The organism is Pseudomonas sp. SHLD1 (assembly GCF_028640935.1).
Lineage (GTDB): Bacteria > Pseudomonadota > Gammaproteobacteria > Pseudomonadales > Pseudomonadaceae > Chryseomonas > Chryseomonas aestiva.
The window spans coordinates 25,640-40,901 of sequence record NZ_JAQZAD010000013.1 but is presented as its reverse complement, the minus strand read 5'-3'; the positions used below and the strand labels follow the sequence as shown (position 1 = coordinate 40,901).

The window sequence follows — 15,262 nt, the reverse complement described above, 5'->3', positions numbered from 1 at the left end:
CGCTCTAGATACGGTTATCCCCTGCTTCTCGCTAGCTGTGCTGGCACCGTGGGCCCCATCACGAATTGGGGCCACGCCGCACATGACCTGGAAGCTCTCCACCCTCTCTCCGCTGGCACTCGCCGCCGCTCTCGCTGGCTGCGTTGCACACGAATCCGCCCCACCGGCTACCGGTCCAGACAGCTCGAGAAATCCCGAGTTGCTACAACCCGATCTCTATCCGAAAGGCGCTGCCTCAGAGCCCCAGGTACGCTACGGCCGCTACACATTGGTGAACACGGCGCCGGAGACCGAGCAGCGGGACCTGATGGCCCAGATCATCGACGTGAACATCCCGGCCAACATGAAGCCGACCGTTCGCGACGCCATGCAGTACGTGGTCAATCGCTCCGGCTACAGCCTGTGCGGACCCGATCAAGGTCACGTGAACATCCTCTTCACCCGGCCGCTGCCGGCCGCCCAGTACAAGCTCGGCCCCATGAGCTTGCGCAACACCCTGCAGGTACTGGCCGGGCCGGCCTGGCAGGTGAAGGTCGATGAGGTCATGCGGTCGGTGTGCTTCGTGCTGCGTCCGGGCTATCAGCTGCCCGAGAGCCAGCGCTATGCAGCGGCGCCCGCAGCGCTCGCGCCAGCACCGGTCAGCAAACCAATCGCAGCGCCCGCCAGCACCACTGCTGCGGTTACCGTGGCCACCATCCCGGCAACCAAGCCGCTGGAGACCCACCCGTCACCTGCGAAGGTCGTGGTGCCAAGCGCTTCCGTGCCGAACACCTCCACCCCTGCCGCAGTCAAACCCCTGCCCGCCGGCGCGGCGCTGACATCCGCGCCGGTCCAAACACCTGGGGTGACGCTGCCTGTCCGGCAATCTCCAACCGTCCCCCAGACGCAGGGCACCTCTCTGGCCGCTGCAGCGCCTGTAGCCACGCCCTCTCCTGCACCGGCGGTAGCACCCAGTCACCAGGTGCCGAAGCCCGCCGTGGTTGTCGCGGCCCGGACCACGACAGTCGCCCCCGCCCCCTCCGTTGCCGCACCGGCACCGGCGAAAACCGTCGCGTCCACGCCGGCCGCATACTCCCTGCCCTCCGTGCGCCTGACCGAACCGGCCAGCGTCATCGCCCAGACCTGGGACGCACCGGTCGGCAGCACCCTGCGTCGCAGCGTCGAGGCCTGGGCCAAGCGCGCGGGCTGGCAGGTGGTATGGACGGCTGACGATCTGGACTACCCCATCGAAGCCGCCCTGCACTTCAAGGGCACCTTCGCCGAGGCCATCGCCCAGGTCTTCCCGCTTTACGACAGCGCCCCGCGCTCCTTCATCGTCGACGGCAGCTCCAGCCAGCGCATCGTCCATGTTTCCGAGAGGAAGAAGTCATGAGTCGTCTTTTCCGCCCCAGCCTGCTGGCAACAGCGGTGCTGCTCGCCAGCTGCAGCTCCGTGCAGCGTGTCGACGAAGCCGCCGGGCGCGCCACCCTGCAGGGGCAGGAAGCCTCCAGCTACGCGGCCGTGCTGCGCAACCAGCAGGCCGAGCCCAAGCGCGACACGGTCGTGTTCAGTGACAAGCCGTGGGTCTCCACCCAGCCCCTGGTCGCTCGTCGCGGCTTGCCCACCGCCACCGATTGCGAGTTGGTCTACCGACCCTCCGGTAGCGTTGGCCTTACCGAGATCGCCGGCTACATCACCAGCCAATGTGGCATGCCTGTGCTCATCTCGCCGGATGCTCTGGCACCCAGCGTCTACAGCGGCGGTGCGGGCATGGCCGCCATGGCAGGCGGTAGCCCTGATAGCTTGGCCGGCCTGCTGCCGGTCGGCGTCATCAGCGGCGCCGGTGCCACGGCGGGGGCAACCACCACGCCCCCGGCCGCGTCTCGCCCGCTGGACGCGACGACCCTCGCCAGCATCGGCAAGGTCAGTGGCCTGGCCTACAGCGGCCGGCTCTCCGGCCTGCTGGATGAAGTCACCGCCCGCCTGGGCCTGGCCTGGCGGTACTCGCCGGCCGAGCGCGCCGTGCGGATCAGCTACTACGACACCCGCGTGTTCGACGTCTATGCCTTCGGCGACGACCAGGTCATCGAGAGCACCGTGCGCTCGGGCATGAACACCAGCGCCGGCGTCGGCTCCGGCACCAGCGGCGGCACCGGTGGCTCCAGCAACAGTGGCGTCTCCGGTGAATCCGGCAGCAGCCAGAGCACCACGGTCCGCCTGAAGTCCTCGATCCTGGCCGACATCCAGAACAACGTGAAGGCGATGCTGAGCACCGCGCCTGCAGGTCGCTTGTTCTTGAGCACCTCGACCGGCACCCTGACCGTGACAGACCGCCCCGAGGTCCTGGACCGGGTCCAGGCCTACCTGGACAGCACCAACCGCAGCATCAGTCAGCAGGTGCTGTTCAACGTCAAGGTCTTCGAGGTCACGCTCAACGACACCGATCAGTTGGGCGTCAATTGGGCCGCCGTCTACAGGTCGCTCTCCAACAAGTGGAACCTGTCGCTGGCCAACGTGGTGCCGGGCATCAGCACCAGCGCCATCAGCGGCTCCGTAGGCATCGTCAACACGTCGAGCTCGGCCCTCGCCGGCTCCAACGTCATCATCCAGGCTCTGGCCGAGCAAGGCCGCGTGTCCAACGTGCGCTCGCCCTCGGTCACCACCCTGAATCTGCAACCGGCGCCGCTGCAGATCGGCAACGTGAAGGGCTATGTGGCCGCAAGCTCCACGACCAACACCGCCTCGGTGGGCTCCAGTACGGCGCTCACCCCTGGCACCATCACCAGCGGCTTCAACATGACCCTGCTGCCGCGCGTCATGGATCACGACGAGCTGATGCTGATGATCTCGATCAACATGAGCTCCAAGCCCACCTTCCAGACCTTCACCTCGAACAGCTCGAGCATCCAGGTCCCGGACTACGACGCCAAGTCGCTATCGCCCAAGGTCAAGCTCAAGAGCGGCCAGACCCTGATCCTGTCCGGCTTCGATGAGCTGAGTGAGGACACCAACAAGGTCGGCGTCGGTGAGCCTGGCTTCTTCGGCCTGGGCGGCGGTCGCACCCGCACCTCGACGCACAGCGTCTTGGTGGTGCTGATCACGCCGATCCTGATGGGCTGACCCATGGCCAAGTCCCTGTTTGGTTCGCGCAAGCGAGCAGCAGCTGCCGCACCGGCGGCAGACGGGACCGTCCAGGTCCTGCACTACCACGGCCGCGATTTCGTGACCGGCCTGATCTGGCACCCCCTGGGCAGTCTGACCAAGTACATGAAGGAAGCCCGCGACTATGGTCGCGAGCACCAGATGGACATCGTCGCCATTCGCCACTCGGGCTCGGTAATCCAGGCCGGCTTCGTCGCGCGCAGCGCCGGCGCCATGAAGGGCATGTACTCACTCGCCGCCGCGCTGGCTGGCCAGCTGGGCAATTCGTGGCTTGCGGCCTGGGCCGTGGATCCGGAAGCCGAGCGCTATGCCCTGGTGGCCGTTCACGACGGCGCCGTGGTGCCCGGCAGCGATCGGGTCGGTTCGCGGGAAGAGATCGAGCGCAAGCTGAACCAGCTGCTGGCCCGTAGCCTGGTCTTTGACGAGCTGTATCTGCCGGCGGAGTTTGGCCGCGGTGGCCAGGTCCTGGACATCGAGGCGCTGCTGGCTCCGGCCAACCTCAAGCGCGACTACCGCCTGCGTCAGCTCACCCTGGGCCTATCGACCGGAGAGGCCACCCGGATAGGCCTTATGGCTGTCCTGGTCGTAGGTGGCTTTGCGGGCTGGAAGATCTGGCAGTCCCACAAGCAGGGCGAGGCGCGCGCGGCTCAAGCCCTGATCGCGGCCCAACAGCAAGCCCAGCTGGCCGCCATGAGCAAAGAGACCGGCAAGGTGCAGCCGCTACAGGCCCTGGAGCATCCCTGGGCGAAGCAGATCGCACCAGACACCTTCATCGCCGGCTGCAATGGGGTGATCGACAGCCTGCCACTGGCCATGGCCGGCTGGCGGTTCGACTCGGCGCAGTGCGATGGCGCCCTGGTCTCCAGCGTGTACAAGCGCACGGGGACCAGCTCAGCGCTGGATCTGCTCGCCGTGACTGCCGGCCACTTCGCGGACGACCCGGGCTTCTTCGACGCAGGCAACAGCGCCGCGCTCAAGCGCGACCTGCAGCTGGCCGTGGCCGGCGATGAATCGTTGGCACCTGCCAGCAGTGCGCTGGCCGCCCTGACATCGCACTTCAATCGGCAACAGACCGAGCTGACCGTGCGCGAGCTGCCGGTGACGCCGCCGGCGCCACCTGCTCTGCCGGGCCAGCCCGTTCCGCCCGCACCGCCGCCACCGGACTGGAAGCACTACGAATTCCAGTACCAGAGCCTGCTACCTCCCGCCGTGATGCTCCAGGACCTGGCTCAGCCAGGCCTGCGGCTGCGCGAGATCAAGACCCAACTGCAAGGTGAGCGACTGCTGTGGTCGGTCACAGGAGACCTCTATGTCCAGTGAATCCCTGAAGCAACGCCGCACGCTGGCAGTGCTCGCCTGCCTACTCATTGCACCGGCAGCCTCTTACGCTGCCGAGACGGGCGGGATCAACGTCGGTGAGCTCTCGGCCGTGCAGAGCCAAACGCTGTTCTTCAAGGCTCAGGCTGAGCTGAACCAGGCCAAGGCGAGCGCCGGGCAAGGCAGCACTACCACCCTGCCGGCCTACGCACCGGCCCCTGCTATCGCACCGGTTGCCGCCGCTCATAGCGACCAGGCGCAACGCGCGCCGAGCGCAGCGCCTGAGTACCTGCCGGTGGTGAAGACGCTGTATGGCTCGCCCCGGGATCTGCGCGCTACCTTGCTTTACCCGAACGGCCAGACCGCTGAGGCCCGCATGGGCGGCGGCCTGCTGCCAGGTGGGTACAGCCTGTCTGGGATCTCCCTGCAGGGCGTCGAGCTCAGCCGCGGCGGTCGTCGTTTCCCGCTGGGCTTCGCCGATCAGGCACCGGGCTCGATGCCGGTGGCCAGCCAGCCGCTGCCCGGCGCCGAGTCTGCCCTGCCGGGGGTTCCGGCTGGCCAGCCCACTGCCCTGCAGGAGCCCTGATATGAGCAGCGTCATCCATTCGCTAGAAGACCAGGAGCCCAAGCCCCGGCCTACGCTGGTCACGCCGGAGGAAACCGCCAGGCAGCTGCATGCGGCCGCCACCGGCGCCGATCGTGAGCTGCTGACTGTCGACGGGGGCCGCTGGGCGCTTACGGCTGATCTACGGCAGCTCTGCGCACTGACTGCAGGAGATGAGCTGTACCTGTCTCAGGCTCACCAGACCGACGCCTATGTCCTGGCCTTCATGGATCGCCTGGAGCGAGCTGGCGTCGACTTCACCGTGAAGCTGGTGACGATGAGCGTGATCAAGAGCCTGTATGACGCCGAGCAGCGCACAGGCACCGGCCTGGCAGCCGCCGGCGCCAACAGCACTCAGCGTCAGCTGGAGGTGATCCGCATCATGGGCATCGCCCACCAGCGCGGAGTCTCCGACATCCACTTCCTACTGGGTCACGAGATCACCAAGATTCGCTTCCGCGAACACGGCCGGATGACCAACTACAGCGAGATTCCGACATCGATCGGCTTGGAGCTGTGTTCGGCGCTGTACAACTCCATGTGCGACGTCTCCGAGGAGCATTACCAGCCCGAGACCAAGCAGGATGCCCGCGTCAGCCGCCGCTTCGTCGACCAGCTAGGCCTCTTCGGGGCCCGTGTCGCCACCCGTCCCAAAGCGGACGGCCCGATGATGGTGCTGCGCCTGCTGTACGACGACCAGACCAAACGCAGCGTGGAAGACCTGGGCTTTCTGCCCGAGCACTGTGAATTGCTGCAGCGTGTTCGCACCCTGCCCTATGGGATCAACCTCTTCACCGGTCCCACCGGATCGGGCAAGTCCAAGTCGATGCAGGTCATGATCAACCTCATGGCCGAGGAGTGCCAGGAGACCAAGCACATCCTCACCGTCGAGGATCCGCCTGAGTATCCGATCAACGCCAACCAGACCGCGCTTGGCGCCGACGAAACCTGGGCCGACGCCATCACCAACAGCATGCGTCTGGACCCGGACATCCTCATGTACGGGGAAATGCGTGACCTGGAATCGGCCAAGGCTGCCTATCGCGGCGCCATGACCGGTCACCTGGTGCTGTCCACCCTGCACACCAACAACGCCATCGCCAGCCTGCAGCGCCTGGTCGACCTTGGTGTGGATCAGAGCCTCGCGACCGACCCCGCGCTGACCACCGGCATCATCAACCAGTCCCTGGTGCCCGTGCTCTGCCCGCACTGCCGGATCCCCCTGAGCTCGCCGGCCTCGCGCGGCAGGATCGACAGCGCCTTGTTCGAGCGTCTGGCCAGCCTGATTCCGCTCAAGAACGTCCACCTGCTGGGCGATGGCTGCGACCACTGCCGCGGCCTGGGCATCGTCACCCGTACGGTGGTCGCCGAGATCCTGCTGCCGACCCACCGTTTCATGCAGGTCTTCCGCGACGAGGGCGCCTCCGAGGCCCGCAACTACTGGGTCAAGGAGCTAGGGGGCGTCACCAAGCTGCGCCATACCCTGATGAAAATTGCCGAGGGCCTGGTCGATCCGGTCATGGCGGAGAAGGTCGTGGGCCCCCTGGACAATGACCGCTACGTGCTCGAGCACGCTGCCGGCGAGGACGCTGATCATGCTGGCTAAAATCCTGGACGCCTTCAGCAGCTTCAGCGATACCTGGCACGCCAAGCAATTTGGCGCCAAGGAGCGGATTCAGTGCTACGAAAGCCTAGTAGCGCTGCTGGAGAACGGCATCAATCTGGACCAGGCGCTGGAGCGCGTGGGCGCCATCTACCGGGAGAAGTCACGCAAGGCGCGCCATCCGATCGCCCTGGCCTGCCAAGGGATCGGCAAAGGCGTGCGCAACGGCCAGTCGTTGGCCGAGGCCTGCGAGGGGTGGATGCCCTATCAGGAGCGCGCCGTGGTCGGCGCTGGCGAGCGCTCGGGCAACCTGATCCAGGCCTTCCACGACGCCGTACGGATGATCGAGGCCAGCCAGCGCATGCGCTCGCTGATCCTGGGCGCGGCCTTCTACCCCGTCATCACCTGGGCGCTGATGGCCTACCTGCTGCACGTCATCGCTGCGCGGGTCATCCCGGCAATGAAGCGGGCATCCGATCCTGAAAACTGGTCCGGTGCCTCCGCGTTGCTCTATCACCTGGCCACCTACGTCAACGACTGGGGCCTGCTGACGCTGATCGTCGCGGTGGTCGTCATCGTACTCAGCCTGGTGAGCTTGCCCTATCTGACCGGCCCGCTGCGCCGGCCGCTGGAAGTGCTGCCGCCCTGGTCGATCTACAAGTCCCTGCACGGCTCGACCTTCCTGCTCAACATGGCCGTCATGCTGCGCTCGAACATCAACCAGCTCGAGGCGCTGGAGATCCTGATGAAGGGCGCCAACCCCTGGCTGCGCGAGCGCCTGGTGGCGGCGCATTACGGCGTCCGTCAAGGCAAGAACTTCGGCGTCGCCCTGCAGCTGGCCGGGCATGGTTTTCCTGACCCGATGGCCATCCAGTTCCTGGTCGCGCTCTCGACCACCGGCAGCTTCGCCACCGCGATCCACCGCTACAGCCTGCGCTGGCTGGAGACCTCGCTCAAGCAGGTCGCCGGCATGACCAAGTCCCTCAGCACCGTCTCCACCATCCTGATTGGCTGCCTGATGATCCTCGTGATGATCGGGACCTACAGCCTGACCGGTAGCGCTACGGCCGCACATTGACCCCTTTCATCCACCCCGAGGTTATCGCCATGCAGTACCCCGAACCCTCCGCTGTCTGCATCACCCGTTCTACGTCTACCCGCCGCCGGCAAGCCGGCTACATGTCCATCGAGATGATGTTCGTCCTCCTGGTGGCGCTGATCGGCGTGGGCTACGCCTTGTTCAACGGCAGCGCCCTGATGGGCACCTCCGATGTGGGCAACGAACAGGGCAACATCGGCCAGCTGATCGCCAACACCCGCAAGCTCAAAGGAATGTCCGGCTACGGGGCCTCCAGTACTAACCTGGTTCCGCAGCTGATCGCCGTCAAAGGCGTACCCAATATGTCGATCTCCAGTGGCGCGCTGTACAACGCCTGGGGCGGGTCGGTCACGGTCGTCAGCAACGGCATGACCTTCACCGTAACCGAGAACGGTCTGCCGCAGGACGCCTGCATCAGCCTGGCCAGCAAGATGAGCCGGGGCTCCAAGGCCACCACTGCGATCAACAGCGGCACCGCCATCACCGGCGAGGTCGACTCCGCCGCCGCCACCTCGGGCTGCAGCAAGGACACGGGCAACACCCTCGCCTGGACCGTGTACTGAGTGGTCCATGAGTCTGATCAGCGAGGCGCAGTTCGTGGATCTCTACCTGGGCAAGTCCTTCAGTGACGTGAAGGGCCTGGCCGGCGCGGCAGCCCTGCGCGTCGAGGCGCCTGCCAGCTGGGTCGAGGAGCTGCAGGCGCTGCGCGAGCGCTGCCTGCAGCGCTTCGCCCAGGACCACCAGCCGGAGTTTTCGGTGCTCGAGGACAACGTGGTCCTGCGGGTGACGCAGATCCCCGATGCCTACGGCGACAGCGTCTTCGTGCTGCGCAAGTCCAATGCCTGCCTCCGCGCCTTCCCCATGCTCGGCTATGCCAACGAGGTGGTCGAGGCGCTCCTGGCCCCGACCACCCGGGGCCTGGTGCTGTTCTGCGGCGAGATGAGTACCGGCAAGACCAGCAGCGCGGCGTCGCTGCTGGCTGCAAGGCTTGCGCGGCACGGCGGCTTCGCGCTGGCCGTCGAGGATCCGCCGGAAACGGCGCTTCACGGCACGCACGGCGCCGGGCGTTGCATCCAGATTCCAGTGACCCGCCAGCAGGGCTACGAGGAGGCACTGATACGCGCCCTGCGTACCGGGGCCGACCTCCTGCTGATCGGCGAGATCCGCGACACCCCCACGGCGGCCCAGGCGGTACGCGCGAGCATCAGCGGCCACTTCATCATCGCCACCCTGCACGCCGGCTCCATCGCCCAGGCGGTGGAGCGCATCGCGGAACTGGCAGAGCCTGAGATCCCCAATGCCCGAGCGATCCTCGCCCAGGGCTTGGTGGCCGTCATGGTGCAGGCGTTGGGTACCCAGGGTGGCATCTCGACGCTCAAGGTCCGCAGCCTGCTGCTGACCGCCGATGAAGGCCCCGCCATCCGCGAAAAGATCCGCACCAACCGCATCCAGCAGCTCGACCAGGAAGCCGAGCAGCAATCTCAGAGGAGTTACTGGACATGATGATCCGCTCGCGTGGCTTCATCGCCGTGGAAATGCTGTTCGGGCTGGTCGCGCTGGCCCTGATGACCACCATGGGCATCGAGCTCATGGCCAAGCGGATGGACTCGCAGAACTACCAGATCGCCGCCCAGCAGCAACAGCAGGTGGCCGACGCCGCGGCGAAGTACCTGAAGGACAACTTCACGGCGGTGTCAGCCTCGGCCGGCGCGACCACGCCGGCGCAGATCACCGTGGCCATGCTGCGCAACACCAATTACCTCCCTACGGGGTTCGCCGACACCAACGTCTTCGGCCAGACCTTTGTCGTCCTGGCGCGCAAGCCAGCAGCGAACCAGCTCGAATCCCTGGTGCTGACCCAGGGCGGCCAGACGCTGGACGAGATCGGCGCCCGGGAGCTCGCCGAGAACCTCGGCGCCCCGGGCGGCTTCATCGCCAACGACACAACAGGGGTGGTCCAGGGCATTCGAGGAGGCTGGCAGGTAGCCCTGTCCAACTACGGCACCAGCCCCGGCGCCGGGCACGTGGCCAGCGCGCTGTTCCTCCAGGACGGCACCCTGGCCAACGACTACCTCTACCGCAACGCCATGCCCAACCATCCCGAGCTCAACCGGATGAACACCGCCCTAGACATGGGCACCCAGGACATCGTCAATGCCGGTGCCATTACGGCGTCCAAGGACATCAAGACCACTGGTGACATCTACGGCAAGAACATCACCGCCTCGGCCAAGCTCACGGCTGACAACGCCGAGATCACCAACGACGCGCGGATCGGCGGCTGGATCAGGACGAAGGAAAACGGTGGCTGGTACAGCGAGAAATGGGGCGGTGGTTGGTACATGAGCGACTCGAACTTCGTTCGGGCCTATGGCGACAAGAGCGTCTACACCGCGGGGCAGATTCGGGGCGGCACCCTAGCCTCTGATGGTCGAACTCAAGTGGGGGAATACCTGCTGCTGGGACAGGCGGCAACGGAAGGCGCGAGCTGCCAGACCTCGGGCCTGCTCGCCCGCGACGCTGCCGGCTTCAGTCTGGCCTGCCAGAACGGCGTGTGGGTACGTCCGGTGCGCTGGTACAACCAGGCCGTGTCCGCCGGCGGGACCTGTACGAGCACAGGGGGCGGCTCCCTCGCCTTCGATGCCCAGCGGGTGCTCTATGTCTGCAAGTAGGCGGATCACGAACGCCTGGGCTGCTGGGCTGACGCTTCTGGTGTGGGCAGGCTTTGCCACAGCAGAAGTGTGGACCGAGGTGCCGAGTGCGCCTAGCTCGGGCGGTGGCCTGACCTGGCAGAAGGTCACCTGCGACGAGGGCACCGGCTGGCAGCCTTGCAGGATCCCGCCGACGCCACCGCCACCCCCGCCGCCGCCGGGACCATCGCCTGGCGACTCATTCCCTTTGACGGCAATGATTTGCGGTGCCGGTGATCCTGGTTATTACAACGTCTCGCAAGTACCTGATACTTATAGAGGCCAATTAATTGGCACTTATACAAACTTCGGGCGTGCGCGCCGGTGTCCTGACGTAGGCGGCTATAACTATTGGCTTGGCGAGTTACAAGGAAAGTCCACATCCGTTGGCTACGCTTATGCATGGCGATCGATGCAACCTGTCATTGCTAACGCGGCACAACAAAACGACGAAGGTGGCCAAGGTGGTATAGACCGGGCAAACAATGAATGCCAAAATGCTGCTAACGGCCGCTACGGCTCAGGTGTTAGGGCCACCTACATTGTGGGCTCCGGAAAGTATTGCCAAGTTCAGTGAGTTAATAGGAAGCAGTCATGAACTCAGTAGAAGCACGCTCTAACATCGGATATGCGTACGACCGATATCTCTCATCCTATCCGCAGCTCAAATCGTCGATTCTCGAAAGCTTTGATGAGATCTTGCCTTTGCAGGGATTTGAAAAAGCATATGCCCTTTGCATGCAGGCAGTAATTTATGACCTTGCTGCTTACGCCAAGATCTTTCCTGGCTACTTCCCTTCTATGGCGGACGTCGCAGACCCTACAAATTTCGTCAACTCAATTCCCGCCAACTTGATTGTTGATGCATTGTATCCTTCGGCAACAGCACAAACGAAGACAGACCTGGTCAATCAAATCAATTCTGGGTCGCTTAGCCGCACCGATTTCACCACTGGGCTAGTTGCTACAGAACAGAAGACTCCAGCTCCAACAATCGATCAGATCAAACAGAACATCCCTCACTTCGACGGATCGGGCCTGCCCTCGGCCAGCCTGAGCTTCTCTGGCATTACAACTGAACAAGCCGACTTCCTGGTAGGCGTCTATGTTGCATCGTTCAGCCGCGCTCCGGACTTCGCCGGCCTGAACTACTGGGCGCATGACCTGGCGGCGCTGTCCTCCAAAGGACTGAGCAATACCGCTGCGATCCAAGAGATCACCGCCACCATGTATACCGCCGGCTCGCAGAATGGCGAGAAGGGCAGCAGCATGAGCAACAGCGCCTACGTCGACTACCTCTACAACAACGTCTTGGGCCGTGGGCCTGACGCTGCTGGGCAGTCCTGGTGGGTGAACGACCTGAACAACGGCTCGCCCAGGGACAACTTCCTGGCCACCTACCTGCAGGCAGCGCTGGAGCATCAGAGCGATGCCACCTATGTCCAGGCCCGGATCTCGGTAGCCAAGTACGCCGCCCAGCTCAACCGGGATGGCGGCAGCGTCGATCTGTCGGGCGTCTTGAGCGGCGTCACCAATGCCAGCAACGCGCTCACCAAGATCGAAGCCCTGCAGGCAGCCATGCCTAAGGCCGCCGAGATCGACACGATCACCCTGACTGGCGTCACCGCTGACCACGCTGTGGCCTACGCCTAGGCTGCGACGACGGGCCATGTCCAGCATGGCCCGCTTCTGGAGCTCCGATGAACTTCACCTGGCTGCTGGCCTTCCTGGCTCTCACCGGCTCCGCCTCGCTCTTCTACCTGCAGGACAACGCTGAGCAAACTCAGGCCCGCGCTGACGTCTCGGCGATCGCCTACAACCTCCTCACCTATCGCAATGCCCTGGCCGAGTACGCGCACTCCAATCCGACCGTCACCGGCGCGCCGGCCGATTCTGTCCTGGCACTGCCTACCTGGTACCGCAAGCTGCCGAACGTCTCCGGCTATGTGAACGCCGGCCAGAGCTTCACCTACTACCCCACGCCGCCCAATGGCCTGGTCAGCAAGATGGTCGACCTGACCCAGTCTCAAGCTATCGGCACGGTAGTAGCCAGCACACTGCAGAGTCCCATCAGCGGCAACATGGGTGTCGTAGTCCCCCCAACCATTCCCAACGGCTCAGCACTCGCCTATCAGTAGCGACTTCGCCCAACCGTTCCTGAGCCAGATGCGGTTCCGCGCTGACGTCTCATGCTGCTCCAGGCACGGTTCCCCTGTAGGCCACTCGGCCATCTACAGGGGAATCCCATGCGTGTGTTTTTGTGCGAGAAGCCCAGCCAGGGCAAGGACATTGCCCGGGTGCTCGGCGCCACTGGGCGCGGTGAGGGCTGCATTCGCGGTCAGGGTGTGGTGGTGACCTGGGGGATCGGCCATCTCCTGGAACAGGCGCCACCCGAGGCCTACGATCCGCAGCTCAAAGCCTGGTCCCTGGAAGCGCTGCCGATCCTGCCTGCGAACTGGAAGGTCGAGATCAAGCCCAAGACCAGCAGCCAGTTCAAGGCGGTCAAGGCGGTGCTCAAGGAAGCGACCGAACTGGTCATCGCCACCGACGCCGATCGCGAGGGCGAGATGATCGCCCGCGAACTGCTGGAGCACTGCGGCTACCGCGGCCCCGTCCAGCGACTGTGGCTCTCGGCGCTCAACGACGCCTCGATCCGCCAGGCCCTGGCGAGCCTCAAGCCCGGGGCCGAAACCTTCTCCATGTATCACTCGGCGCTGGCTCGCTCCCGGGCAGACTGGCTGATCGGCATGAACTTCACCCGGCTGTTCACCCTCCTCGGCCGCCAGGCCGGCTACAGCGGGGTGCTGTCGGTAGGACGGGTGCAGACGCCTACGCTGCGCCTGGTAGTCGACCGTGATCGGGAGATCGCCCACTTCGTCCCGGTGCCGTTCTGGAGCCTGGACGTACTGCTGGCCGCCAACGGCCAGGCCTTCACCGCCCAATGGCGACCTGCCCGCGACATCACCGATGACGAGGGGCGCTGCCTGGACCAGCGCCATGCCCAGGCTGCGCAGGCACGCCTCACTGCGGGATCTACCGCCATTGCGGTGTCGGTCGAGACCGAGCGGGTCAAGGAGGTGGCACCCCTGCCCTTCGACCTGGGCACGCTGCAGGAGATCTGCTCGAAGAAGCTCGGCCTCGGAGCTCAGGAGACTCTGAACGTCGCGCAGGCGCTGTATGAGACGCACAAGGCGACGACCTACCCAAGGACCGACTGCGGCTACTTGCCCACCAGCATGCTGCCGGAGGTGCCCGCCGTGCTCGAGGCCATCCGGCGCACGGACCCGTCCATTGCCTCAGCGCTGGCCAGCATCGATCCGGCGCAGCGCTCGCGTGCCTGGAACGACGCCAAGATCACCGCGCACCACGGCATCATTCCGACGCTGGAGCCCGCCAACCTGGCGGCAATGAGCGACAAGGAACGTGCTGTCTACAGCCTGATCCGCGCGCACTACCTCGCCCAGTTCATGCCCCACCACGAGTTCGACCGGACGGTGGCGGATTTCGACTGCAACCAGGTGGCGTTGCGGGCGGTGGGCAAGCGGATCGTCGTGCCTGGCTGGAAAACGCTGTTCCAGGCCGCCCCTGCAGCTGAGGAGGATGAGGACAGCAAGGAGAAGGACCGCTCGCAGATCCTGCCGCCGCTGCAGAACGCCTCCCGCGCCAAAGTGCAGCAGGCTCAGCTCAAGGCGCAGCAGACGCAACCACCCAAGCCCTACACCGAAGGCGATCTCATCAAGGCGATGAAGACCGTGGCCAAGTTGGTGACCGACCCGCGCCTGGCCGCCAAGCTCAAGGAAACCACCGGCATCGGCACCGAGGCCACCCGGGCCAGCATCATCCAGGGGCTGATCGATCGTCAGTTCCTGCTCAAGAAGGGCAAGGCAGTGCGGGCATCCGACGCCGGCGTCTCGTTGATCGCCGCGGTGCCCCCGGCAGTGGCCGACCCGGGCACTACCGCTATCTGGGAGCAGGCCCTGGACATGATCGAGGCCGGCACCATGCAGCTGGATGACTTCATCGCTAAGCAAGGCGCCTGGATCGGCAAGCTGGTCGCCCAATACCGCCAGACCACACTGCAAATCAAGGTCCCGGAGGGTCCGTCCTGCCCGCTCTGCCAGGGCAAGATGGCGCAGCGAAAGGGTAAGAGCGGCGACTTCTGGTCCTGCCTGCGCTACCCCGATTGCAAGGGCCTGGTGAACATCGAAACGTCAAAAGGGAAAGGCAAGGGCGGCCCAGGAAAAGCCAAGCGCAGCAGCGCTTCCACGTAGGCTCGAGGCCGGCGGGAGCTTTCTTGCCTTTGTCACGGTAACAGCCCCATAATGCAAGCGTTCCACCCCGCTCGCGCACTGGCGGTCATCAGTGGCAACCCCGGAGTTTCTCGACCTGGTCCTGAAGCTCCACCCCCAAGAGCACGCTAAGCATCGGGTAGGGCGTGTAGATCTTTGCGTGATGCTCTCCCTGTGTCTCCCTGCTCCGCAGCTGACACGCAGCCGTCTAACTTCGTGATAAGCGGGTTTACAGGCACATAGGGCTCACAGAAGGTTCGGTGCACACTGTACTTCGGGCCAACCTGGTGTGTTGGCCCACACTGTTCCTCTCCTTCAGCTGCATTCGAAGGGTAGCCTGGTCCTCTCGGCATTGCCTGGTGGACGAGGCTACCCCTCGGGTAGCCCTCCTCTCTGCCGGTGCCCGCCGGCGCAAAAATGGGATCCCTTTGTGCGCGGATGCGTGCCTTGCGATTACTGGCCCTAGCCACGATAACGGGTCGGGTGAATGCGACGATCATCAGGACGGTAGGTCAATGC

12 protein-coding genes are annotated in these 15,262 nt (G+C 65.0%); all 12 read left to right on the top strand.

Annotated features, from left to right (window positions below; all coding sequences use genetic code 11):
- The first annotated feature begins 82 nt into the window (after positions 1–82).
- The 12 genes from pilL2 (at position 83) to PVZ77_RS05650 (ending at position 14,725) form a co-directional block, all read left to right on the top strand.
- Positions 83–1,372, top strand: a complete 1,290-nt coding sequence (gene pilL2 / locus PVZ77_RS05705) for a PFGI-1 class ICE element type IV pilus protein PilL2 (protein WP_273805856.1) — start codon at positions 83–85, stop codon at positions 1,370–1,372.
- A complete protein-coding gene (gene pilN / locus PVZ77_RS05700) occupies positions 1,369–3,099 on the top strand; it encodes a PilN family type IVB pilus formation outer membrane protein (protein WP_273805855.1) in 1,731 nt (576 codons plus the stop codon). The genes pilL2 and pilN overlap by 4 nt, the downstream gene beginning before the upstream one ends.
- A gap of 3 nt (positions 3,100–3,102) precedes the next feature.
- On the top strand, positions 3,103–4,461 hold the full coding sequence (pilO2, locus tag PVZ77_RS05695; RefSeq protein WP_273805854.1) for a type 4b pilus protein PilO2: 1,359 nt from the start codon (positions 3,103–3,105) through the stop codon (positions 4,459–4,461).
- On the top strand, positions 4,451–5,044 hold the full coding sequence (pilP, locus tag PVZ77_RS05690) for a type IV pilus biogenesis protein PilP (protein WP_273805853.1): 594 nt from the start codon (positions 4,451–4,453) through the stop codon (positions 5,042–5,044). Before pilO2 ends, pilP begins: the two co-directional genes overlap by 11 nt.
- Before the next feature lies 1 nt (position 5,045).
- Positions 5,046–6,668 (top strand): GspE/PulE family protein, encoded by a 1,623-nt coding sequence (locus PVZ77_RS05685; protein ID WP_273805852.1) that lies wholly within the window; start codon positions 5,046–5,048, stop codon positions 6,666–6,668.
- Complete coding sequence (locus tag PVZ77_RS05680) at positions 6,658–7,743, top strand: type II secretion system F family protein (RefSeq protein WP_273805851.1); 1,086 nt, start codon at positions 6,658–6,660, stop codon at positions 7,741–7,743. Before PVZ77_RS05685 ends, PVZ77_RS05680 begins: the two co-directional genes overlap by 11 nt.
- Positions 7,744–7,772: 29 nt before the next feature.
- On the top strand, positions 7,773–8,327 hold the full coding sequence (locus tag PVZ77_RS05675) for a type 4 pilus major pilin (protein WP_443218032.1): 555 nt from the start codon (positions 7,773–7,775) through the stop codon (positions 8,325–8,327).
- 7 nt (positions 8,328–8,334) lie between these two features.
- Entirely contained in the window at positions 8,335–9,267 is a 933-nt protein-coding gene (locus PVZ77_RS05670) for an ATPase, T2SS/T4P/T4SS family (RefSeq protein ID WP_273805850.1), read from the top strand.
- Positions 9,264–10,436, top strand: coding sequence for a shufflon system plasmid conjugative transfer pilus tip adhesin PilV (gene pilV, locus PVZ77_RS05665; RefSeq protein ID WP_273805849.1), 1,173 nt, complete (start codon positions 9,264–9,266; stop codon positions 10,434–10,436). The genes PVZ77_RS05670 and pilV overlap by 4 nt, the downstream gene beginning before the upstream one ends.
- Before the next feature lie 612 nt (positions 10,437–11,048).
- Positions 11,049–12,107, top strand: coding sequence for a DUF4214 domain-containing protein (locus PVZ77_RS05660; protein ID WP_273805848.1), 1,059 nt, complete (start codon positions 11,049–11,051; stop codon positions 12,105–12,107).
- A gap of 47 nt (positions 12,108–12,154) precedes the next feature.
- A complete protein-coding gene (gene pilM / locus PVZ77_RS05655; protein ID WP_273805847.1) occupies positions 12,155–12,592 on the top strand; it encodes a type IV pilus biogenesis protein PilM in 438 nt (145 codons plus the stop codon).
- A gap of 108 nt (positions 12,593–12,700) precedes the next feature.
- Positions 12,701–14,725 carry a DNA topoisomerase III gene (locus tag PVZ77_RS05650; RefSeq protein WP_273805846.1) on the top strand — a complete coding sequence of 675 codons (2,025 nt, stop codon included), beginning with the start codon at positions 12,701–12,703 and terminating at the stop codon, positions 14,723–14,725.
- Positions 14,726–15,262: the final 537 nt, after the last annotated feature.